The 20,414-nt window shown below is 60.6% G+C and carries 19 protein-coding genes; 8 read left to right on the top strand and 11 right to left on the bottom strand.

The window, feature by feature from the left end; translation table 11 throughout:
• Positions 1-10 precede the first annotated feature (10 nt).
• From FHT85_RS13365 to FHT85_RS13345, 5 genes are read left to right on the top strand one after another with little or no spacing between them, the layout of a single operon-like run.
• Entirely contained in the window at positions 11-1,087 is a 1,077-nt protein-coding gene (locus FHT85_RS13365; RefSeq protein ID WP_112410749.1) for a Gfo/Idh/MocA family protein, read from the top strand.
• Positions 1,087-1,905, top strand: a complete 819-nt coding sequence (locus tag FHT85_RS13360) for a sugar phosphate isomerase/epimerase family protein (protein WP_112410747.1) — start codon at positions 1,087-1,089, stop codon at positions 1,903-1,905. Before FHT85_RS13365 ends, FHT85_RS13360 begins: the two co-directional genes overlap by 1 nt.
• Complete coding sequence (locus FHT85_RS13355; protein ID WP_112410745.1) at positions 1,905-2,732, top strand: alpha/beta fold hydrolase; 828 nt, start codon at positions 1,905-1,907, stop codon at positions 2,730-2,732. The genes FHT85_RS13360 and FHT85_RS13355 overlap by 1 nt, the downstream gene beginning before the upstream one ends.
• Positions 2,729-3,454, top strand: a complete 726-nt coding sequence (locus FHT85_RS13350) for a ribulose-phosphate 3-epimerase (protein WP_112410744.1) — start codon at positions 2,729-2,731, stop codon at positions 3,452-3,454. The genes FHT85_RS13355 and FHT85_RS13350 overlap by 4 nt, the downstream gene beginning before the upstream one ends.
• Positions 3,451-4,395: an ROK family protein gene (locus tag FHT85_RS13345; RefSeq protein WP_112410743.1), complete on the top strand. Its 945-nt coding sequence runs from the start codon at positions 3,451-3,453 to the stop codon at positions 4,393-4,395. The genes FHT85_RS13350 and FHT85_RS13345 overlap by 4 nt, the downstream gene beginning before the upstream one ends.
• Positions 4,396-4,470: 75 nt before the next feature.
• Here the strand turns inward: FHT85_RS13345 and FHT85_RS13340 are convergent, their stop codons facing one another.
• From FHT85_RS13340 to FHT85_RS13305, 8 genes are all read right to left on the bottom strand, one after another.
• On the bottom strand, positions 4,471-5,037 hold the full coding sequence (locus FHT85_RS13340; RefSeq protein ID WP_210293681.1) for an invasion associated locus B family protein: 567 nt from the start codon (positions 5,035-5,037) through the stop codon (positions 4,471-4,473).
• Between the two features lie 132 nt (positions 5,038-5,169).
• The gene (locus FHT85_RS13335; protein ID WP_112337099.1) at positions 5,170-5,643 is read right to left on the bottom strand and encodes a DUF4189 domain-containing protein; all 474 of its coding nucleotides are present in this window, start codon (positions 5,641-5,643) and stop codon (positions 5,170-5,172) included.
• Positions 5,644-5,645: 2 nt separating this feature from the next.
• Positions 5,646-6,335 (bottom strand): hypothetical protein, encoded by a 690-nt coding sequence (locus FHT85_RS13330; protein ID WP_112337100.1) that lies wholly within the window; start codon positions 6,333-6,335, stop codon positions 5,646-5,648.
• Between the two features lie 13 nt (positions 6,336-6,348).
• Entirely contained in the window at positions 6,349-6,924 is a 576-nt protein-coding gene (locus FHT85_RS13325; protein WP_112410741.1) for an invasion associated locus B family protein, read from the bottom strand.
• A gap of 7 nt (positions 6,925-6,931) precedes the next feature.
• Positions 6,932-11,761 carry a YadA-like family protein gene (locus FHT85_RS13320; RefSeq protein WP_246779974.1) on the bottom strand — a complete coding sequence of 1,610 codons (4,830 nt, stop codon included), beginning with the start codon at positions 11,759-11,761 and terminating at the stop codon, positions 6,932-6,934.
• Positions 11,762-11,862: 101 nt separating this feature from the next.
• Positions 11,863-12,282, bottom strand: coding sequence for a hypothetical protein (locus FHT85_RS13315; protein WP_112401129.1), 420 nt, complete (start codon positions 12,280-12,282; stop codon positions 11,863-11,865).
• Between the two features lie 341 nt (positions 12,283-12,623).
• On the bottom strand, positions 12,624-13,508 hold the full coding sequence (locus FHT85_RS13310; RefSeq protein ID WP_112337104.1) for a helix-turn-helix domain-containing protein: 885 nt from the start codon (positions 13,506-13,508) through the stop codon (positions 12,624-12,626).
• A gap of 310 nt (positions 13,509-13,818) precedes the next feature.
• On the bottom strand, positions 13,819-14,016 hold the full coding sequence (locus FHT85_RS13305; protein WP_112337105.1) for a hypothetical protein: 198 nt from the start codon (positions 14,014-14,016) through the stop codon (positions 13,819-13,821).
• Between the two features lie 445 nt (positions 14,017-14,461).
• Between FHT85_RS13305 and FHT85_RS30990 the strand changes: the two genes are divergently transcribed.
• A complete protein-coding gene (locus FHT85_RS30990; protein WP_405048025.1) occupies positions 14,462-14,677 on the top strand; it encodes a hypothetical protein in 216 nt (71 codons plus the stop codon).
• Between the two features lie 64 nt (positions 14,678-14,741).
• On the opposite strand, the gene FHT85_RS13300 is transcribed toward FHT85_RS30990, so the two are convergent.
• Positions 14,742-15,863: an HPP family protein gene (locus tag FHT85_RS13300; RefSeq protein ID WP_112337106.1), complete on the bottom strand. Its 1,122-nt coding sequence runs from the start codon at positions 15,861-15,863 to the stop codon at positions 14,742-14,744.
• A 52-nt stretch (positions 15,864-15,915) separates the two neighbouring features.
• Positions 15,916-16,821, bottom strand: coding sequence for a LysR family transcriptional regulator (locus FHT85_RS13295; RefSeq protein ID WP_112401127.1), 906 nt, complete (start codon positions 16,819-16,821; stop codon positions 15,916-15,918).
• Between the two features lie 108 nt (positions 16,822-16,929).
• On the opposite strand from FHT85_RS13295, the gene FHT85_RS13290 reads away from it, so the two are divergent.
• Positions 16,930-17,613, top strand: a complete 684-nt coding sequence (locus tag FHT85_RS13290; protein WP_112337108.1) for a 5-formyltetrahydrofolate cyclo-ligase — start codon at positions 16,930-16,932, stop codon at positions 17,611-17,613.
• A 74-nt stretch (positions 17,614-17,687) separates the two neighbouring features.
• Here FHT85_RS13290 and FHT85_RS13285 read toward each other — a convergent pair whose 3' ends face one another.
• Positions 17,688-18,833: an ROK family protein gene (locus tag FHT85_RS13285; protein WP_112410736.1), complete on the bottom strand. Its 1,146-nt coding sequence runs from the start codon at positions 18,831-18,833 to the stop codon at positions 17,688-17,690.
• A 199-nt stretch (positions 18,834-19,032) separates the two neighbouring features.
• Between FHT85_RS13285 and FHT85_RS13280 the strand changes: the two genes are divergently transcribed.
• Positions 19,033-20,310 carry an ABC transporter substrate-binding protein gene (locus tag FHT85_RS13280; protein WP_112410735.1) on the top strand — a complete coding sequence of 426 codons (1,278 nt, stop codon included), beginning with the start codon at positions 19,033-19,035 and terminating at the stop codon, positions 20,308-20,310.
• The last annotated feature ends 104 nt before the right edge of the window (positions 20,311-20,414 follow it).

Genomic DNA, 20,414 nt, shown 5'->3' with positions numbered 1-20,414 from the left:
GAAGAGAACCATGATCGAAAAGGAAAGTCGCCGTCTTCGCGTGGGAGTCCTCGGCTGCGGGCCGATCGCGCAATTCGCGCATCTGGAATCCTGCGTCAAGGCGCGGAATGCCGATCTTTATGCGATCTGCGACGCGGCCCCCGATCTTCTGGCCCGCATGAGCGCGACCTATGAACCGCAGAAGATGTACGGCGATTATGACGCCATGCTGGCCGATCCCGAGCTGGAGGCCGTAATCGTCGCGACGTCCGACGCCTATCACGTGCCGATGTCGATCAAGGCCCTGGAAGCCGGAAAGCACGTGCTCTGCGAAAAGCCGATCGGCGTGTCGGTCGAGGAAGGGCAGCAGCTTGCCGAGGCCGTGCGCCGGTCCGGAAAGATCCTGCAGGTCGGGCATATGAAACGCTTCGATCCGGCGCTCGAGGCAGCGCGCGATTTCGTGCGCGACGATATAGGCCAGATCTTTGCGATGAAGGCCTGGTATTGCGATTCCACCCACCGCTACACCAATACGGATGCGGTGCAGCCCCTGCCCGTCACCAGCAAGCTTGCACGCAAACCATCAGGCAATCCCAAGGCCGATCTCCGGCAATATTTCATGCTGGCGCATGGCTCGCATCTGGTCGATACCGCACGCTTCTTCTGCGGCGAGATCATTGCCGTTCGCGCCCGGCTTCTGGAACGCGCCGGTGCCTATTGCTGGTTCGTGGAAACCGAATTTGCCAATGGCGCCCTCGGTCATCTGGACCTGACGGTTGCCGTGCGCATGGACTGGCATGAAGGTTTCCAGCTTTACGGCGAAAACGGCTCTGTTCTCGCAAAGACCTTCAATCCCTGGTATTTCCGCTCGAGCGAAGTGGAAATCTTTCACGAGAAGGATGCGACGAGTCGGAAGCCGCTCGGCGCCGACGGCCATTTCTTCCGCCGGCAGTTGGAGGGGCTCGCCGACACGGCGCTAAACGGCGCGCCGATGCGCGGCGCAAATGTCGACGACGGCCTGGCCTCCATCCGCGCGATGGTGGCGATCGCCCGGTCGGTGGAACGGGGCGAGCGTGTCGAGCTCGCGTCGGTTTCGGGAGCGGTCTGATGCAAATCGGCATATTCGCCAAGACCTTTCCCGGAACGGAGCCGCTCGGTGTTCTCTCGGCCGTGCGGGATAGCGGTTACGCATGCGCGCAGTTTAATCTCGCCTGCTGCGGTCTCCCGTCTATGTCCGATACCGTTTCGAAAGAAACGATCTCTGCGATCCGGGCGGCCGTCGAGGCGACGGGCATCTCGCTCGCTGCTCTGTCGGGCACCTACAACATGGCTCACCCCGATATTGCCGTTCGCCGATCGGGCCTCGCCCAGCTCGCCGTCATCATCGAAACGGCGGCCGCACTCTCGATTCCGCTGGTGACGCTTTGCACCGGAACGCGCGACCCGAACGACCAATGGGCACATCATCCCGACAACGGCGATCCCTCCGCCTGGGCCGACATGGCCGCTGAAATGTCGAAAGCCCTGGAGCTGGCGGAACGGCATGGCGTCGATCTCGGTATCGAGCCGGAACAGGCCAATATCGTCACCTCGGCACGCGACGCCCGACGGCTGATCGACGAGATGGGATCGCCGCGGCTGCGCATCGTGCTTGATCCGGCCAATCTTTTCGAGCAGGCGACGCGGGCGCAAGCGCGGGCGATCGTCGCAGAGGCGGTCGAAATCTCCGCCGGTCATATCGCCCTGGCGCACGCTAAGGATCGCCACGGCGACGGCCGTTTCGCGATCGCCGGACAAGGCGTGGTGGATTTTGCCGATTTCATCGCGCGGCTGCGTTCGGTGAATTTCGACGGCCCGCTCGTGACGCATGGCCTTCCGGCATCCGAAGCGGCCGGCGTCGCCGGCTTTCTCAAGGCGCTGATCTGATGGGACAGAAATCGTTCAAGCGCGGCGACGCGGAACTTGCCATCTACGACAATGGGCAAGAACTTCCGGTCGTCTTCCAGCACGGGCTGGGTGGCGATGAGGCGCAGGTGGCACAGAATGTCCCCGCTTCGGCAGGCATTCACCGACTAACGCTGGAATGCCGCGGACATGGTGCATCCTCGCTGGGCAATGCGCGACCCTTTTCGATCCATATGTTTGCCAAGGATGTTCTGGCCGCAACCACCGAATACGGGTTCGACCGCTTCATCGTCGGCGGCATTTCGATGGGCGCGGCCATTGCGCTGCATCTTGCCCATCATCACGCCAATCGGGTCGCCGGCCTCGTTCTCGTGCGTCCCGCCTGGACCTTCGAGGCATCGCCCGACAATCTCGCGCCGATCCGGGCCGTTGCCGCCCTGATCCGTTCGCACCCGATCGAGGAGGCCAAAAGGCGTTTTGTCTCCTCCGAAATAGGGCGTCGGATCGCTGCGGAGGCGCCGGACAACTTCTCCTCCCTGCTGGGCTATTTCGACCGACCGGATGCTCTCGCCTTTGCCTCCGTTCTGGCTGACATCGCCGCAGATGGACCGGATGTGCCGCAGGCAGCGGCAGCCGCCCTCGCCGTGCCCACCCTGATCATCGGCAACCGGCAGGATGCGATCCATCCGCTCTCCTGCGCGCAGACGCTCGCCAATGTCATTCCAGGCGCAAGCTTTGTCGAAGTTACCGCCAAAGCCATCGACAAAGACAAGCACTTTGCCGAGGTCCAAGACGCCATCGCGCATTTTCTCGCATCCAAAACAATCCGGAGCTTCGTTCCATCATGACGTCCAGACCCCTTTCCGGCCCGGCGGCCATCGCAGCGCTTCCCCGCAACAGGCTTCTCGGCGAATTCTCGCTCTGGTCGGCGGACCTTGCCAATATGGAAACCGACCTCAAGCGCATAGAGCCTTATGTCGACCTGCATCACATCGATGTCGCCGATGCGCGCTTTACGCCGGGCTTCCTGTTCTTTCCTGATTTCGTTGCACGCATCGCCAAGTCGACCGCCAAACCGATCCACGTCCATCTCATGGTCGAGGCTGAAATCGTCGAGGAGCAGACGCGCCAGTTCATAGAAGCAGGGGCGGATTTGATCAGCGTCCATGCTGAAAACGGTGATGCAGGCTTGCGCGCAATTGCGCTTGCCAAGGAGTTGGGTGCCGAAGCCGGCGTGGTGCTGCGGCTGGAAACGCCCGTATCGGCGATCGACCCCTTCATCGACCATGTCGCCTTCGTGACGCTGCTCGGAACCTCGATCGGCGTCAAGGGACAAAGCCTTTCCGAAAAAGCCTGCGACCGGCTGATCGAAGCCCGGTCCCTCCTGAGAAAAGCCGGCCGCGAGGATCAGATCATACTCGCAGCCGACGGCGGCATTCGCGAGCAGACGGTGCCGCTGTTACGCCAAGCGGGAGCGCAGACGGTCGTTCTCGGATCGCTGGCATTCGGCGACAAGAACCTTGGCGACCGGATCGCTTGGCTGCATGGACTGGAGAGCCGGGTTTCGTGAAAAAGGTCGCTCTTGCATTCGATCTCGGTGGAACGGAGCTTCGCGCCGCGCTTATCGATGATGCGGGACGCCTTCTGTCGTTCTCGTCGCTGTCGACGGACGCGGCCGGCGGCCCCGCCGCCGTCATCCACCAGATCGAACAGCTGGCCGAAACGGTGCTGGCGCAAACGCCTGGTCTTTCGCCGATCGGGATTGGGATCGGCGCGCCCGGCCCGCTCGATCCGGACGCCGGTGTCGTCATTGCCGCCCCGACGCTTGTCGGATGGCATGAGGTTCCGTTGGCAGACATTCTCCACGGCCACTTCCGGCTGCCTGTGCGGCTTGAAAACGATGCAAACGCGGCAGCGCTCGGCGAATGGCGATATGGCGCCGGCCGCGGGACGGAATCGATGGTGTTCGTCACGGTATCGACCGGTATCGGCGGCGGCGTGATTGCCGATGGCCGTATCCTGCATGGCAGACGGGGCCTGGCTGCCGAGATCGGCCACATGACGATCACGAGCGAGGGCGAACGTTGCTTTTGCGGCGCGGTCGGCTGCTTCGAAGCCGTCGCCTCCGGCACGGCGCTCGGCAGGCGGGCAACGGCCCGCACTAGGCCGTCAGACGGATCGATGCTGCGCAAACTCGCCGCCGATGCCGACGTGACCGGACGACACGTCGTTGAAGCCGCGCGAGAGGGCGACGCTGATGCATTGGCGCTGCTGACTGACGAGGCGCGCTTGCTGGGGATCGGCTTTACGAACCTGCTTCACCTCTATTCGCCCGACGTGCTTGTCATGGGCGGAGGAATTTCGCATGGCTTCGATCTTCTGCACGATCAAATGGTGATGACAGTTCGCGAGCGCGCCATGCCCGCTTATCGCGACGTGCCGATCGTTGCCGCACAACTCGGACGCCATGCCGGCTTGATCGGCGCGGCGAGCCTCATCTTCGACGGCTAGCTGCTGGCAGACAGCTCGTTGCCCAGGAAATAGCTCATCGGATCTTCGGCGCGAGCCGCCCGCACCGTGCACTTCCTATCGGCTGGCCAATGCAACAACGCGATCGGCAGCCGCTGAAAAGCCTTGCAGGGACACCTGGAAGCCCAAAGCATTGCCGCCATCGGCAACAACCTTGAGGTTCAAGCGGGAGCCGGTTCGCAATTTGGCAAGTGTCGGAGCATCGATCGGAAGCAAGGCTATGCAGCCGTTCGGCAGGCAGGTGCGAAAGCGCACCGGCTTCAAGGGCGGCTGATCGTCGATATTCGGTGTGACGCCCGAGTCGAGGACAATTCCGAACGGCAACAGCAGCGTCGCAAGCGCACTGCCATCGGGACGCATCTGCATCTCGACGGCGAGCAATCTTTGACCGTTCTGCTGAGTTTGATCTTGCGAGAGCGCACAAGAAGGTGCCTTATCGCGCTGATTGCACGCAACATGCCAGTCCTGATACGTCTCCTGCAGGCTGGATGCACCGTTCGGCAGGGCCGATTGGGCAAAGGCCGCAGGTGCAAGCATCAGAGCAAAGCTCGCGGAGATGAAGGCGAGCACCGCATAAGAAATGCGGCCGATTGTCCGAAGTGAAATGAATGCGGAATTTGACAAGGGATAAGATCTCTCAGCTTTGAAATGCGACCTTATGCAATCGTTTCCGCAAAGGCCAGGATGAAGAACTAGCGTCGGCAGCCACCCTTCGACGCGAACCGATCGCCCAAGGGCGATCTCGCGCGGAGGCGCTTACGTGCATACCCATTCCCGCACGCTGCAGCGGGAGCCGGAGCCCTCGCATGCCTTGAGCGCGAGATCTTCAGCTTCGCGACGTGTCGGCGCCGAATTCGCGCCCCACGGAGTGACGCGCTTGCCGCCTTCCTTGCCGGTGGCAAGCGCGCCGCAATGATTGTATGGAAAGCCGGTCTTATCGTCGTCATCCCAGTGACGATGATTGCGGAAGACACTGACGACGACGCAGCTTTTACCCTTATCCCGCTCGCAATGCTTGAGGGCGATATCCATGGCTTCCTGGCGCTTGTCGGCTCCCCAGAAGAAGCCGTATTTTTCATCAGGGGCGGAATAGGCGATGGCTGCCCATATGCCGCGCTCGTCAGGCGGAGGAGCCGGCGGCTGCTCAGTCGTGAAAAGATCGGCAGCCCACGGATGGGCGGCGGAGACAAGAAGCATGCCTATCGCTGAAATCGCGGATTTCAATCTCATGTTTAGCTCCCTTGCTTTCCTGCTGCCGAAGCTACGGAAATGACGACGCAGCCGCTTCCTGTCGGCAAAAGCATGGCATCGCCACCATCGTTGCCGAGCTGGTAGACACCGACCTGGTCGAGATTGTTGACGAGCTTGCTTCCGTTCGGGAACTTGGCCGAAACTTCCGGGCAAGACATTGTGAACGGTGCGACCCGAACCATTGCTCCTTCGCAGCCGGATGCGACCGGTGCTGCAAATACGATGCCGGCGGCCGGACCGCTATAGCCCTGCGTGGCATAGTTCATGCCCACAAGTGCCTGCACGGCATGCTTGTCGGCTGCTTCCTTGTTCCACACCGATTGGACATTGTACTGCGTGCCGTTGGTCAGCAGCTGCCCTAGAACGGGGAAAATCGTCGAACAGGAATGCAGTCCGGCCTGCTTGGCGTGCTGCAGGAACGGCGTATCGGGCAGCGCCTGATTGGCGTCGTTCGCTGCAGCGACCGCCGGCTGGGAGAGAAGATTACCCAAGACATCATATCGGACGGCGGCATAGCCGCCAGCGGCGACGATTGCGATCGCCAGCACCGAAAGGGCGGCGGTCTTTCGCCAGCTTCGCTTTGGCTCGGCTTGCTCGACCGCCAGGTTCTGAATTGCGGCATCCTTGGTGTTTCGCGACATGATGCGATCGTGAATTGATTGCTGGGTCATTGAAATCCATCCGTCACTTTATCGCCTTTACGGCTGTGGAAAGGCCCTTGAGATTTGCGGTCACGCTGATCGTCCTCCCATCCGCTGTCGGATAGGAAACCGTTGGCGCCGTACTTTTGGAAATCTGCTCGCGCAGTAGGGGTCCGACCGGCAGCATGCCGACGCACACCGTGTTGTTGCAGCCGTTGAACCGGACCTGTATCGGCTCCTTGCGGCCCTCGAATTGCAACAGGATACCGCCGTCGCTTTTGGCAACCGGGGCAGCGCGCAAGATCATATAGGGATCGCCCTTTTTCGTCGCTGCGAGCGACCAGCTGAATGCGACCTGCCCGGCCTCGTTCTCGATGATCTGGGTGACGTTGCAGACCCGCTGGCGAATTTTGAGATTTTCGTCGCAAATCAGCGTCCAGTTCTCGAAGGGACGAATGGTCCGCTGATAGTCGCCAAGCTTCACCTCCTCGGGAACAACCACCTCGGAAGGTTTTATACGAAACGCGGGAGAGGCAGCATCCTGTCCGGCTGCAATCGAGCCGAACAGGAGCATGCACATCAGGAAAGTCGGGACGCCGTAAAGCGCTCCTTTGATCATGACAGCCTCAATTCAGAGTGAAGCTGACGCCAGCGCCGACACCCACGTGTCCGCCGGCGGCCGTACCGGACAAATTCGCCCGGACGCGGCCGTTCTCGCTGGTGTAACCGGCGCCGAAGGCCACCGCGCCCTCGCCTCGCCAGACACCGCCACCGAGAGCCACGCTCGCCTTGCCCGGACGGTCATCATAACGAAGCGATGCCGCTGCAAGTCCGATTGCGGCCGCCTGCCTTGCCTCGGAACGGACGTCCCCAAGTTCCTGGTTCAGTTGGCCGAATTTCTGGTCCGTATAGTTGTTGGCGGAAGCCAGTGTAGTAGCGGCAGCCGTATCCGTATAAGATTTGACCTGAGTGATGCTGTCACCCAACTGGGCAACGTTCACCGCATCCGTGGGAGCGACACCCTTGCCGACGTTGGAAATGACCACCGGCGCGTTCACATCACCGCCCTGCAGCGTGATGCTGTTCTTCTTGCTGCCATCAGAATTGAGGTCATAGGTGACGGCGTTCTTGGTGATCGTTCCGACACCGGTCTGCAGGCTGTCGATCGCCTGATTGGTCGCATAAAGCTGCGATCCGTTGATGGCGTCGGTGCTGTCGGAAGAAATACGGCCGGCAGCGACGTTCGTGATGGTTCTTTCAGCCCCTTGAGAACCCACACTCACCGTTCCGACAGGCGCGGTGCCGGCAAAGTCGTAGTGCGTGCCTTGAAGGGTCGTGCCGGATGTGCCGACAGCAGCCTGTGTTGTGGAACCGGAGCCCAAGGCCACATCATTGGCATTGTTGGCCTGCGCACCCTGGCCGAGGGCAACCGCACCCTGCCCCGTCGCCGCAGATCCAAGTCCTGCCGCAAGGCTGCTCACGCCGCTGGCGACACTCTGCGGACCGATCGCAACGCTATCGGTGCCGCTGGCGGTGGAGTCCGCCAGCGTCGAGTTGGCGTGGAAATACTTGATGCCGCCGCCACTCGTGATGTTGGTCAGCGTGTTGTTGACCGCGCCGAAGGCATCGTAGACCGTGGTGTAGTTGTTGCCCTGGACATTATAGGTCGGGCCGGTGATCGAGCCATCCGGATTGACCGTCGTGCCGCCGCCGATCAGGTTGGTGATGTTGGTGCCGAGACCCTTGAGCTGGCTGACGTTGACGGCGTCGGTGTTTGCCGAACCGGCGGCCAGATTGGTGAGCTTGCGCTCCGATCCGGCCGAGCCGATCGACACTTCGCCGACGGAGGTTTGCGGGCCCGTCAGGGCAAAGCCAGTATAGCCGGCTTGAGCACCCACGGTCGTTACCGATTGCGCGCCGAGCGCGACACTGTTGATATTGTTTGCCTGCGCGCCGGCGCCCAATGCGACCGACTGCACGCCCGCCGCCAGCGAGTTTGTGCCGAGGGCTACGCCGTCGGCCAGCATGACATGGGCATTCTGGCCGATGGCCGTGCCGCCAGGCGCGACCTGGTCGACAACCGCGCCGTTGCCGATGCCGATGCCGTTGTCACCGTTGACCACGGTGGTCGGGCCGACCGCCACGGACTCCGCACCGACGGCGAGGGAATCGCCCGCCGCCGAGTTGGCATGGAAGTACTTGCTTGGGGTCGTGGCCACGGAAGCGATGGCGCCCTGGAGCTGACGGACGGTAACGGCATCCTGCGCGTTGGTGCCGTCGGCAACATTGATGATCTGTCGATAGGCCGAGCTCGAACCGACCGAAACCGCGCCCAGCAGCGTTTTATCCGTCGTGTTGTATTGGATGAAGTTCGTCGGCCCAGCCGCGATCTGGCCGCTGGTGGGTGCCAGGGGACGATCGGAAACCGAGTCGGAACCGAGGGCAACCCCGCCTTGGATGGTGGCCTGGCTTTGTCTTCCAAGTGCCAGGGCATCGCCTGCCGCAGCGGTCGCGTTATAGCCGACGGCTGTGGAACCGACACCCTGAGCCGAGGAATCGCTGACAGCAAGCGTGCTGTCATTGGTGCGCACATATCGGATGCCCTTACCGTTTGCATCGGTATAGGTCGTCGATGTGTCGCCAGCGAGATTGTTGATCGTATTGCCGAGGTTGGTCAGATTGCCGTTGATGGTGGTAACCGTCGTGCCGATGGCATCGACCGCCTGATTGGTGGCAAAGAGCTGCGAACCGTTGATGGCATCCGTGGACGAGCCGCTGATCCGGCCCGCCGCGACGTTGGTGATGGTGCGCTCGGCACCGACGGCGCCGACGCTGACCGTCGAAGACGGGTTAATGCCCTGGAAGGCATAGGTCGTGCCGTTGATCACCACATTGGGCGTGCCGACGGCGACGTCGGTCACCGAGCCCGAGCCGAGGGCCACGGCGCCTGCGTTGCCGGCGGTGGCATTGGCGCCCAGTGCGAGCGCATCCGTGGCACTGGCATTCGCCTGTTTGCCGAGAGCAGTTGCCTGAACGTCGGTGGCAAAGGCATTCTGGCCGATCGCGGTGCTGGACGTGGCTGTCGCATTGGCATTGGGGCCGATAGCGGTGCTGTAGTCACCCGTGGCCTTGGAGATGTATCCGAACGAGGCTGCATCGAGGCCGGAGGCCGCCGCACCGTTGCCGGCCGCGATGGCGTTCGCACCTGCCGCTGTCGAGAGAGGTCCGATCGCGACCGAGTCGGCACCCGTCGCCGACGAGTCCGCCGCCGTCGAATTGGCATGGAAATACTTGATGCCGCCGCCGGTGGTGATGTTGTTGACCGTCGTGCCGATGGCGTCGACGGCCTGGTTGGTGGCAAAGAGCTGCGAGCCGTTGACGGCGTCGGTGGACGACCCGCTGACCCGACCCGCCGCGACGTTGGTGATGGTACGCTCGGCGCCCGGTGCGCCGACGCTGACCGTCGAAGACGGGTTGGTACCCTGATAGGCATAAGTCGTGCCGTTGACCACCCCGCTGGCGGTGCCGACCGCTGTGGCGGTCACCGAGCCCGAGCCGAGCGCCACGTCGCCGGAGCTTGCCGCCGCCGTCGCGCCGTTACCGAGTGCGACATTGCCGACGAAGCCGGAGGCACCCGCCGTGGAACCGTTGCCGAGCGCAACCGAGCCCTGGCCGATCGCCTTGTTGTTATTACCGATCGCGACCGCGCCGTTGGCCATATTGGTTGCGCTGGCGCTTGCCGTGCCATCGCTGTTGGCGATGTTGTTGGCACCGCCGGTGAAGGCGCCCGTGCCGCTCGCATAGCTCGGATCGCCGATCGCGACCGCGCCGTCCCCGTACGCAGTGTTGCCGGAGCCGATGGCGACCGACTCGCCGCCATCAGCTGTTGCGCCCGTGCCGATAGCCACGGAATTGTCGGTGAGCGAGCCGGCGGCGGTGCCCAGGGCGACCCCATTTACGCCGAGTGCAGCCGCGCCTGCTCCGAGTGCCGCCGAGTTTGCTCCTTGTGAGACAGCCGCCACGCCAATGGCGACGGAACCATCACCTGAGGCCGTAACCGAACGGCCGCCCGCGAACGCACGGGCACCGGTGGCCTTGGCTTGAGAACCAACCGAGGTGGAGTCCGTTCCCGTCGCACTGGCCTGGAAGCCCATGGCTGCCGAGTCGCTGGCGCTCGCTACAGTTCCTATGCCGAGTGCAGTACTGCCAGCCCCGCTGGCATTGGCGCTGACACCGGCTGCCAGAGAGTTGTTCCCCGTCGCCTGCGTTCCAGATCCGTACGCGGAGGCATTTGTGCCACTCGCAACAGCCTGGCGCCCCGTGGCCGTGGAATTGTCGCCGCTGGCGTTGGTACCGGCGCCTACGGCAGTCGATAACACACCACTGGAATTCGAATTGTTGCCTAGCGCGACGCCGGAGGTCGCGGTGCTGGCAACGACTGCGCCCGAGCCTATCGCAACGGCACCACCGGCAGCGACTGCCTGCGCCTGGTTGCCCAAGGCAACGCCGAAAGCCCCCGACGCAACGGTGGTCGGGCCAATTGCGAGCGAGTTGGTTCCTGATGCGGCAGCATTCGTGCCGAGAGCGATGGTGTCCGTGTTGGAGGCCTGGGCCAGATAACCCATGGCGGAACCTCTTAGGGCGGAAGCCGCTGCCCCATTGCCGATCGCCGTAGTTTGGTTTGCCGTTGCGGCGGCCGACGTGCCGAAAGCGCTGGATCCTGTCCCCGTCGCAGACGAACTCGAACCAACGGCATTCGCCCATGCTCCCGTGGCCGTCGCAGCGGAGCCTAACGCAACAGACTCGAACGTGAAGCCGGAAGGAGCGGTGCCGCTTGCATTGGCATTCGTACCAATGGCAATGGGAGAACCGCCGCCCGTTCCAGCGTTTGCCTTGGAGCCGGCCCCCATGGCGATGGCAGAACCGTTTGCAGACGAGGCGTTGGACGATAGTCCGATCGCCACCGAGGCACCACCTGAAGAGGTGGCCGCGGAGCCGAAAGCGAGGCCGTTCGCCCCGCTTGCAGTGGTGTTGACACCAAAGGCCGATGCACCGCTCGCCAGCGCGCGGGCGTTCCCGCCCACGGCAAGAGCATTGGTGCCGGTCGCGTTCGCGAAGACACCCATGCCAATGGCGTTGAGGCCATTGACAGCCATCGAATAGCCGATGGCGATCGAAGCGTTGCCAGTAGCACTGTTAGAGGTGCCCAACGCCACGCTCTCCAAGCCATTCGCTTGGGTACCGTTGCCGATGGCAACTGCGTTGGCGGCTGACGCCGTTCCGCCGCCGGCCTGATATTGCGCCTGCGCCGGCGCGGAAAGGCCGAGCGCGGCGAGCGCGGCGAGGCCGCCGATCACGCCTGCCGAACGCAAGCTCCCGCCGGCGCCTAACGAGCCGGGGCCTATGTCCTTGCGGCGCATCCCGAGCACGCGAGACGCCATCCGCAGTACAGCCATCAGGCGGCGCCGGAGCGACCGATCGGTGTGATCGGCTGAAACAAAGTTTCCAGCCAATCCTATGCGAGATTTAGTCTGCAGATGTTCCCCAACGCATTCCCTCATGCTGCCTTCTCCTCGCTGCTATCTGGACGAGCGAGCACGCGTGAACCCGCATCTGCGGCTGCGTCGTCGTTGAAATTATGCGCTTGCAGAAGCGCGCGACCCATTTTGGCGGCTTGGCTTTCGAGCTGCTCGCGGACGGTATCGACCCACGGCTGCGTCAACTCCGGAACGGAATACAAGGCGGCATCCGCCCGTTCGGGGGGAAGCTTCATCGTCACCAAAGCGCGGCAGACATCGAAATGGAATAGCGGCTCCCCTTCTCCGTAAGCCGGAGAGGTCAAACCGAAGACCAGGCAGGCAAATAGATAATCGACTTCCGCGCCGCTCAAGCGGCTGGCATATCGGTCTTGCAAGGCAGTCCAGGCTACCTCGATCTTCGGAGCAAAGATTTCAAATTCAGGGAATTGAATGTCCATACCGCACCGGATAGTTACCGTCCGGGAAGATGGCCTTATTTCAGCGCAAGCGTATTTTATAAAATTCCGGATTTTTTTTAGAAAATTACGGTTTTTTGCCTAGCCGGCTGCGGGTGTAGCCACTTTGCCACACTTAACCTTAGGCTGTTCTGCACGAAGAGGCGAACCGCCGGACGATGAGCACCAAGCGGTTCTTTCCATTCCGAAAAATCTCTTCTGCCGCATGAGCGGAAGACGCCCATCCCCGCCATACATCTCTCGCATGGACGCGGGAAATAGCAAATTTGGGAATACTCGAATTGGTTTGGGACAGAAGCGGGCTTGCGTTCAAGCCCATGTGGTTATCGCATATATCGAAGCTCTGTAGGCGTGCGTCCCCGGTATCTCTTCATCGTGGTCGCCAAATGGCTTTGATCCGAAAACCCTGCCATATAGGCAATTTCCGCGATCGCGATTTCACCTTCGGCCAGCAATTTTTCGGCGAGGTCCAGGCGCAGATTTATGAGGTAGCGGTGTGGCGGCATGCCGAATGTCTTGGCGAATCTTACGATGAAATGATTGGGTGAAATGCCGGCGACAGCCGCCAGTTCCGCGACATGAACCTTTTCCGTAAAATGTTCACGGAGATACTCTTCAACGCGACGGGCGCTTTTGGCGGAGAGCCCTCCCCTTGGCGACGGAAGCTGTTTCATATTGCTTGCATAGTTGCGGATGAGATGGGTACTAAAGAGCGTAACCAATGAATCCAGAAAGAGTTCATTCGGAGTTGCTTTCCCGGTTAATTCGACAGAAATCCTCTGCGCAATGTCGAGCGCTATCGGATCGACGGTTCCGAAAGCAGGTGGCCGGAGTTCTACGTTCGCGAGATCGAACTCCTGAAGCGCCAGCTCCGACAAAGTGTCGGGAGGAATGGCGACGACAAGATTTTTCCTGGTTTCGGACCAGGCAAGGCTGCTATCCACACCGGCGGGATTGATGATGAGGCAACCGACAGGCGCATCATATTGGGTGATTCGGTCGCTGCCGAGAGAGGCTCGCAAGCCACGCATGGGAGCCAGTACAATCCCCATCGCATGCTCTTTGGCGAGAAATGTCTGCGATCCGGGATTGCGTACGGAATTGATAACGCTCCCGCGGGCGGTCGTCTTTCTCGGCCCTGCATGTTCAGGGATTATATCGAACACATATCGTTCGGCCCGTTCCCGGACCTCACCCGCATAGCCCATTCTTCATCGCCCCGCCCGAACGAAGTCCGGCAAATACTAACAGGCAGATCAGATCCCACTTTCATTTGAGATCTCATTTCCCAACTCTGCCCGCCGCTTGCCGCCGCAAGCAGCTTATTGCGGAAGATTAAATAGTATAAATCGCGGGGTTTGGAAGGGGAAATAGCCATATAGCTATGAAATGATATGCCATCAGACCATTTCTTCTCATGGTTGAGATAGAGTTTTCTAAAAAACCATTGAAACGTGCAGTCAGGATTCGGTCTATATTTCCCTTAAAAGTGGGAAAACGATTGCGCGCTATGCGACCCTAGGCATCATCCCGACGCTTTTCATAAAGATCCCAGGCAACGTCCACCATCGCTAGAAGCACATCTTTTTTGTCCCATCCGGCTGCTGCTGCTGCCTGGACGATTTGACTGACAATAGGCCGCAACTGGCGCTGACATTCCTTTGAGAGGTCTTCCGCATTTCCTCGAGGTGGTTCGCTAAATTTGAATTCTACCATTCTCGCTCTCGCAGTCGCAATATATGTCAGCTAACACATCCTCACCACAAAATAAATCTGAAAGGATGCTCGCAGATTTTCATCGGCCTGCGCCAAGTCACACTATCACTATGCTGTAGGCAAGCCAAACTTGATTACAGCCATTAACTCTATATCATTGGGCAACTCCCCGGCCGAGCCGCAATAGATAAAAGAAAAGTCGAAGTTATTCTACTGTCCAGGCAAGTGGACTTCAAAGCACTCCGGAAAATCTCTGATCCTGATCGACCGCCAGAAACAGCCATAATTATGGCCGCAGCCTTGCCGGGTCTGCGATTGATGCAGGCCAACGCGATCGGATGCGGGAAAGTCAACCAATCCGCGAACGTCTATCGCCGAGTTCAGCGCGCCTGCCCCAACGCTATGCGTCCGATGGATTGAGGTGAACTGCGAATCGCTGGCAATCATGCCGCGCCGCGACAGGCAAGATGCAAAGCCGCCGGTCGCCGGATCATTGGCCAAGCCCTGCAGACTGATGTTATCATCAGCTGCCGCCGGCTGCCCCGGAAAGGCGATGGATATGTCTCTACGGATCAAGCGAATTTACGAACCCGCGAACGGCGGCGGTGGCAAGCGTAGCCTGGTCGACCGTTTATGGCCTCGCGGCATCAGCAAGAACTAGGCCGGCGGTGTTACGCTGCGTCAGGTGCAGGGCTCGATAGTAACGATAACTGCCTCGGCCGTATTCAGGCGACAACAGGTGCCGGAATGTCCTTCTTCGGCAGGAGCCGTGCCATGGCGCTCAAAAGATCCGTCTGCGATATCAGACCGAGGACGCGCCGGTCGGCATCGACGACGATGACCGCATGCGTTCGTCCGTCCGTCAGAACGGGCAACAACGACAAAGCGGGATCGGCAGCATCGGCAACCGCCGGCTTCGATACAGCGTGCGCGATGGTGTCGAGATCTCCCGAGAGCTCGCGCAGACCGACCGTACCGATGAGGCGACCTTCCCGGTCCTTCACCGGCAAGGTGCGAATATTGTGTTTCAGCAGAAGTTGCCGTGCGTGCTCCGGCCCTGCGTGCTCGTCAATGGCGATGACATCGCGCGACATGATGTCGGCGCAGCTTATATCTCCATGCGATCGTATCGCTGCCTGCAATTCGACCTGCCGCAGAAGGCGGCTGAGGTCGGCGCGATCAATATCGAAGGTCTCGTCAAGCACGCCCAGGGCGGCATCGACGTCCTCCTCACGAAAGCCTACCCGCAAAGGCGGCGGCAGATCGCGCGTCTGATGGGTGTTTTCGGCTGGCTTGGCGACAATATGCGGATAGTTGCGCCTGGATAGCTTGTGAAACACCAGGCCGAGGCCGACGAGTATGCAGGAATTCAAGGCAACCGGCACGAAGGGAAACAGGAAACCCCAGCCCGCAACGACCGGGCCGCCGAGAACGGCGGTCAGCGCCGCGGCGCCGCCCGGCGGATGCAGGCATCGCGTAAATGACATGGCTCCTATCGCAAGCGAGACGCCGACCCCGATCGCGATGATCGGATCGTGGATCAGATAGGCCGCGATAATACCCATCATGGCCGAAATAGTATTGCCGCCGATGATCGACCACGGCTGGGCGAGCGGACTTGCCGGAACCGCGAACAGCAGCACGGCGGACGCTCCCATCGGCGCGACGATGAGCGGAAGATGCGGCCCCTGCCCGAAGAGATAACCGCTGATGACTCCGGTAAGGCCAATGCCGATCAAGGCGCCAAGGCAGGCGATCAGCCGTTCGCGCAAGGTGGCTCCGGCGAGGATCGGGGAAAACAGGCGGAACCGGCTGGAACCAGCCTTGTGGGGCTCTGAATGCTGCATGATGGAACCAGTTTAAGGAAGAAGCTCTCGAGGATGAACGGCAGGACGCCGGCTAGTTCGGCAACGACGGCACGCTCTTTCCCTTGGTAGCGCTAAGGACTTCATGAAACGCATCGAAGGAACTAGGGCGATCGGTTTTGCGAGAGATCAGAACCGTATCGACGACGGCGAGCTGATGCGTCGTCGACATCGCCGGCCAGTGCATGAGATCGAGAACCGACTTTGGCATGACGCCAGCCGCATTGCCGGTCGCTACACTGGCCAGGATGGCATGATAGGAACCAAGTTCGGTCGTCGGCAAAGCGCTCGACCTGCGTGCCCAGTCCTCTGCAATCCTGCGATAAGTGCATCCGGGCTCCAAAGCGGCAATCGATCCGACCTGCAAATCGGCGGCGGATCGAATCGCAGGATGGCCGGATGGCAACAACAGCAGTAGATCCTCGACAAATACCGGCTCGGCTTCGAGCTGCCTGAGTTCAGCCGCGAAATCCGGATCCTCACCCAGCATCGCCTTCGGCGGTCGGGCGATCAGCGCGCAATCCAAAACATCGCGCAGAACATCTCGGGCAAGGTCGCGGGAAGCGCCAAGCGTCAGCTGGAGCGACACATCCGGCCACATATGATTGAACCGGCTGAGCGCCGCGGGCAGCCGGCTTGCAGCTGTGCTTTCCATCGTTCCCAAGCGCAAGGTGCCTGTTGGGCGCCGAGGCCTGACCGCCTGACGTGCCTCAAGAGCAAGCGCCGAAAGACGATTGGCATAGACGTGGAACGTCTCGCCCTCTTTTGTCAGCGTCATCTTCTTGCCGTCACGGCTGAAGAGCAGGACGCCGAGGTCGTCCTCCAACTGCTGGATGCGCGTCGTCACGTTCGACGGCACGCGTCCTACGGCCTTCGCAGCCTTGGTCACACTGCGATCGCTTGCGACCGCCAGAAATATTTCGATCGATGAAAGGTCCAACGAAAAGATCTCGATTCAGGAATTAAGCCGCTTTATCATTCCCTATATAAAAATCATTCCCGCAGCTCAAGCATGTTTGGCCTGCCCGGACAGGGAGCATTGGAACGAATGGCAAAATCGGATCGACACGAAACCGACGAAGACATCCGCGAATATGCGTCGCCCGCCTGCACGCTGCACGAAGTCGACCCGGCTTATAGCAGCATCTCACCCCACGAAAGCCGAATCTCGGATATTTTCGCGTGGCGAAAGATGCAGCGGCAGGGCTTGATCGATGATCGAAAGGCACTGCCATTCGCGCAGCGTGAAGATTATACGCGCTCGATTGCAGCGCATCTCGATCAGGTCGTCGCCGATGTTGACGGAAAGCATATCAGCCTGTTTTGGCCATTCCTGGGAGAGCCGGACCTTAGAGGATGGATGGCAGCCGCAACGGCCCGCGGCGCGGATTGCCTGTTGCCCGTGGTCGTGGCGAAGGCAACCCCGCTAGTATTCCGATCCTGGAAAATGGGAGAGAGGCTTGAACGCGGGGTATGGAACATTCCTGTACCCGCGGAAGGCAAGGAAGCCATTCCTGATATCGTTATCGCGCCATTGGTCGGCTTCGATCGCTATTGCTTCCGTCTCGGTTATGGCGGCGGCTTTTTCGATAGAACCATCGTAGCTCTCGAACGCAAGCCTTTGGTCATCGGCGTCGGCTTCGAATCGCAGGGGATCGACACCATCCGTCCGCTGGCTCACGACATTCCGATGGATGTGATCATCACGCAGACGGGACGGCGCTATCGATGAGATGCGAGCCGGATGCCGATGGTCAATTTTCCTGACGGCGCGAGGCGCATATGCGGATCATGCGCAGAGCAGCATCATTCAACATCCAGATCAAAGAAATGCTGGGTCGCAAGGGCGGCAGCCCCCCGTGCCCACGAACCTGGCACCCAGTCAGGAAGTAATTCCGGCATATTCAAGAAGACATATTTCGCCATCGAACGCCGTATCGGCCCGAGAATCGCTTCGCCGAACTGCATGGCTTCGCCGCCGGCAATGAGAACCTCAGGATCGAACAGGTTCACCAGATCGGCCAGATGGCGCCCGATCAGCTCCCCCGCCTCCGCCATGACCTGGAGAGCCGCCGGATCGCCGCCATCGATCGCGGCTGCGAATTCGTCACGATTGGCCTTTGCGCCTCTCTGTCGGCCCCAGTCCTCGATCATCGCAGCCTCGGCTGTGTGAGCCTGGAGGCAGCCCCTTCTCCCGCATTCGCAAAGCCGGCCGCCTGGAACCGTGATGACGTGACCGAGCTTTCCGGCCAAGCCATGGCTTCCGTGATAGATCTCTCCTCCCATGACCAGCGATGACCCGACACCGGTACCGACGGCGATCGTTGCAAAATTGCTGTAGTTGCGGCCCTCACCGAAGAGCCGCTGTGCGACGGTGAAGGCGCTGATGTCGTCGTCGATCCAGACCGGGACATGGACCCGTTCACGCAGCAATTCGGGAAAGGCAAGATTGCGCCAGCCAAAGCGCGGGCTCTGGACGCAGATGCCGTTGACCGCATCCACCTCGCCGGGGATGGAAACGCCGACGCCCATAACGGGCGATCCGGTGCGGCCGGCATCGGCAAGAAGTTTCGGGATCGCCGCCACAATCGCCTCGACCATCGTTTCCGGCCGTGTGTCCGGCACAGGCATATCGAAGGAGGCGATCGGCATCGTGGCAAGATCGGTCAGAACACAGTCGATGCTGTCGTGGCGGAGCTTGAAACCGACAGCCAGGTGGCCATCGTAATTGATATCGACCGGCACGGGCCGCCGTCCCGTCGCACCCGTCTGTGCTTTTCCCTCGATGACGAGCCTCTCCTCGATCAATTCCGTGACTACGAAAGTCACGGCCGCGGGGCTAAGGCCCGTCACGGTGGCGATTTCGGCACGCGGCATCGCCCCCCGGTTTCTGAGCAGGTTGAGGATGAGCCGTCGATTAAGGGCTCGGGAAGTACCAGGGTTGCCGCGCACGGTGATCCTTAAATTAATTTTGTAAATTAACTATTGTCGCTTCTCGGAAGATACGGTATGCAATAGCACATGGCAATGGAGGAATGTCTGCTTGTATCAGCACAAGCGGAATTGCCGGTTTATTGCGTAATTTCTGAAGGTTAGCGGCTGCCCATATCTGTGGGCAGGCCTGGATTTGATGTGCCTAGGGAGGAAATAGATGGCATCGAAGAACGAACTTTCACTCGTCAATGCAATCAAGGCGTCTCGGCGCCAGTTCATGATCGGCACGGGGGTCGCCTTGGCGACCACGGCGCTTTATCGCCCCGCAATTGCCAATGGCGGCGAGGTGACGATCATTTCGGATATCGGCAATGCTGGACAGCGGGCCGTCCTTGACCGCATCGCGGCTGATTTTACCAAGAAGACAGGGACGAAAGTCACCATTAACAATATGGATCACGAGGCCCACAAGACGGCTATCCGTAGCTACCTCGTCGTCGGCGCTCCTGATATCTGCTTCTGGTTCTCCGGCAACCGAATGAAGGCTTTTGTCGACCGCGGACTGTTCGACGATATTTCCGACCTGTTTGCCAAGGAAGGCTACAGCGACAAGCTCGGTGCCACGATGACGGCAGTTACCGTCAACGGCAAGCAGTACGGCCTGCCGCTCGGCGGCATTCTCTGGGGTCTTTTCTATCGCAAGGACGTTTTTGCCGACAAGGGTTGGACGGCACCAAAGAACTGGGACGATTTCCTGAAATTCGGCGAAGCGGCGAAATCCGCCGGCATGACACCGATCAGCATGGGCACGAAGGAACTCTGGCCGACCGGAGGCTGGTTCGACCACATGAACCTGCGCATCAACGGTCTCAACAAGCACCTCGCCCTGATGGAGGGCAAGATTCCCTATACCGACCCGATGCTGAAGCCGGTCTTCGACAAGTGGGAAGAGCTCATCAAGGGCAATTTCTTCTCCGCAAGCGCGCCGTCATTCGGCTGGGAACAGGCGGGTGCGGCTCTCGCACAAAAGAAGGCCGCGATGATGGACCTCGGAGGCTTCATCAAGTCCGCCTTCCCGGCAAGCGACGAAGGCCAGATCGCCTTCGCTCCCTTCCCGGAAATCGTCCCTGGCGTTCAACGCTATGAGGATTTCTCGGTCAATTCCGTGCATATTCCGGCCAAAGCGAAGAACCGACAAGGTGCGCGTGATTTCCTGGCTCACTTCTATCAGCCTGACAATCTCGGCGCATTCCTCGAAGCCGAAGGCACCATTCCGCCACGCAACGATTGCCCGCCGAGCAAGGACCCACTGGTCAATATCGCCGTGGAATCGCTCAAGAGCGTGAAGGGAACGTCGCAATATTACGACCGCGATACCGATCCGGACATGGCGCAGGACGGAATAAAGGGCTTCCAGGAATTCATGGTCAAGCCGGAGCGGCGCGACCAGATCCTGGCACGGCTCGAAAAGACCCGCGCGCGCATTTTCAAATAGTCCTCCCGGACCAGGGCGCGGCGGGGCGTCGGCTTTACACGACGTCCCGTCGCGCCTCTCTTGAAGAATCGCGCTTTCAGAAATGTCCTGAATTATCGAACCAA

It is taken from the genome of Rhizobium sp. BK312, from assembly GCF_014193605.1.
In the GTDB taxonomy this organism is placed as follows: Bacteria; Pseudomonadota; Alphaproteobacteria; order Rhizobiales; family Rhizobiaceae; genus Rhizobium.
Note: the sequence above shows the minus strand (reverse complement) of the source record. Positions and strands in the feature narration are given on the sequence as shown.

What these genes read in the sequence shown, in the direction of transcription:
- FHT85_RS13330 (WP_112337100.1), bottom strand. Translation starts at nt 6,335, where the DNA reads ATGACCCAGCAATCAATTCACGATCGCATCATGTCGCGAAACACCAAG.
- FHT85_RS13290 (WP_112337108.1), top strand. Translation starts at nt 16,930, where the DNA reads ATGGCAAAATCGGATCGACACGAAACCGACGAAGACATCCGCGAATAT.
- FHT85_RS13355 (WP_112410745.1), top strand. Translation starts at nt 1,905, where the DNA reads ATGGGACAGAAATCGTTCAAGCGCGGCGACGCGGAACTTGCCATCTAC.
- FHT85_RS13365 (WP_112410749.1), top strand. Translation starts at nt 11, where the DNA reads ATGATCGAAAAGGAAAGTCGCCGTCTTCGCGTGGGAGTCCTCGGCTGC.
- FHT85_RS13305 (WP_112337105.1), bottom strand. Translation starts at nt 14,016, where the DNA reads ATGGTAGAATTCAAATTTAGCGAACCACCTCGAGGAAATGCGGAAGAC.
- FHT85_RS30990 (WP_405048025.1), top strand. Translation starts at nt 14,462, where the DNA reads ATGCCGCGCCGCGACAGGCAAGATGCAAAGCCGCCGGTCGCCGGATCA.
- FHT85_RS13360 (WP_112410747.1), top strand. Translation starts at nt 1,087, where the DNA reads ATGCAAATCGGCATATTCGCCAAGACCTTTCCCGGAACGGAGCCGCTC.
- FHT85_RS13310 (WP_112337104.1), bottom strand. Translation starts at nt 13,508, where the DNA reads ATGGGCTATGCGGGTGAGGTCCGGGAACGGGCCGAACGATATGTGTTC.
- FHT85_RS13350 (WP_112410744.1), top strand. Translation starts at nt 2,729, where the DNA reads ATGACGTCCAGACCCCTTTCCGGCCCGGCGGCCATCGCAGCGCTTCCC.
- FHT85_RS13300 (WP_112337106.1), bottom strand. Translation starts at nt 15,863, where the DNA reads ATGCAGCATTCAGAGCCCCACAAGGCTGGTTCCAGCCGGTTCCGCCTG.
- FHT85_RS13315 (WP_112401129.1), bottom strand. Translation starts at nt 12,282, where the DNA reads ATGGACATTCAATTCCCTGAATTTGAAATCTTTGCTCCGAAGATCGAG.
- FHT85_RS13325 (WP_112410741.1), bottom strand. Translation starts at nt 6,924, where the DNA reads ATGATCAAAGGAGCGCTTTACGGCGTCCCGACTTTCCTGATGTGCATG.
- FHT85_RS13320 (WP_246779974.1), bottom strand. Translation starts at nt 11,761, where the DNA reads ATGGCTGTACTGCGGATGGCGTCTCGCGTGCTCGGGATGCGCCGCAAG.
- FHT85_RS13280 (WP_112410735.1), top strand. Translation starts at nt 19,033, where the DNA reads ATGGCATCGAAGAACGAACTTTCACTCGTCAATGCAATCAAGGCGTCT.
- FHT85_RS13335 (WP_112337099.1), bottom strand. Translation starts at nt 5,643, where the DNA reads ATGAGATTGAAATCCGCGATTTCAGCGATAGGCATGCTTCTTGTCTCC.